The following is a 787-nucleotide window of genomic DNA, read 5'->3' as shown; positions in this document are numbered from 1 at the left end:
TTGATGTGTTGTGGTCTCTTTCTAAAAAGCTTTAAGATATTTGTCTACTTTATCTTTTGGTTTTGTACCTCAATCCACTTTGCATTTTTGGCTTTGTAAGTGCTTCGCACTTACTAACCTAAAATCTGCTCTGCAGATTTTGGTAATAGATGTCTTGTTAATTATTAATGGCTTATTATAAACTTATAATAATTATCTCTTTCTGGATGAAATTCTCAAGGTACATATTTGGATGTTTCCATCCAGTGGAGATAACGAGATTCGAACTCGTGACCCCCTGCTTGCAAGGCAGGTGCTCTCCCAACTGAGCTATACCCCCGTATGGAATTACAGCCTTTCGGCTAATGGGCTTAAATGGACTCGAACCATCGACCTCACGCTTATCAGGCGTGCGCTCTAACCAGCTGAGCTATAAGCCCATTTTCTTTGGTGCTTACACTTGATAAGCAAATTTGGAGCCGGCAGCCACCTGCTCTCCCACACCGTCTCCAGTGCAGTACCATCGGCCGCTTACGTCTTAACCGTCGTGTTCGGGATGGGTACGGGTGTCTCCCATAAGCGCATCACCACCGGCAAATATTTCTGCTTTCTTTTATGACGAAATGCCCAATCTCCTCTCCGTTATCACTCCGAGTCGATTGATGGCTTGCGCCATATGCTCTATACTCAAAATACATCTTTCTGTGAGCAAGCTCACACCGCTGTCTTTTTCGTATTCCGCGCATTTCTTGAAAGCTTAACAACACAACAACCCTTACTATCCATTCCTTAGAAAGGAGGTGATCCA

The 787-nt window shown here is 43.7% G+C and carries 2 tRNA genes and 1 rRNA gene; all 3 read right to left on the bottom strand.

What is annotated here, in order from left to right:
* Positions 1-246 precede the first annotated feature (246 nt).
* The 3 genes from DWW60_RS09425 to rrf all read right to left on the bottom strand — a co-directional run bounded on the left by DWW60_RS09425 (position 247) and on the right by rrf (position 574).
* A tRNA-Ala gene (locus tag DWW60_RS09425) sits at positions 247-319 on the bottom strand.
* 26 nt (positions 320-345) lie between these two features.
* Positions 346-419, bottom strand: a tRNA-Ile gene (locus DWW60_RS09420).
* 37 nt (positions 420-456) lie between these two features.
* A 5S ribosomal RNA gene (gene rrf, locus DWW60_RS09415) occupies positions 457-574 on the bottom strand.
* Positions 575-787: the final 213 nt, after the last annotated feature.

Origin of the sequence: Coprococcus sp. AF16-22 (genome assembly GCF_003461545.1) — a bacterium.
In the GTDB taxonomy this organism is placed as follows: domain Bacteria; phylum Bacillota; class Clostridia; order Lachnospirales; family Lachnospiraceae; genus Coprococcus; species Coprococcus aceti.
Note: the sequence above shows the minus strand (reverse complement) of the source record. Positions and strands in the feature narration are given on the sequence as shown.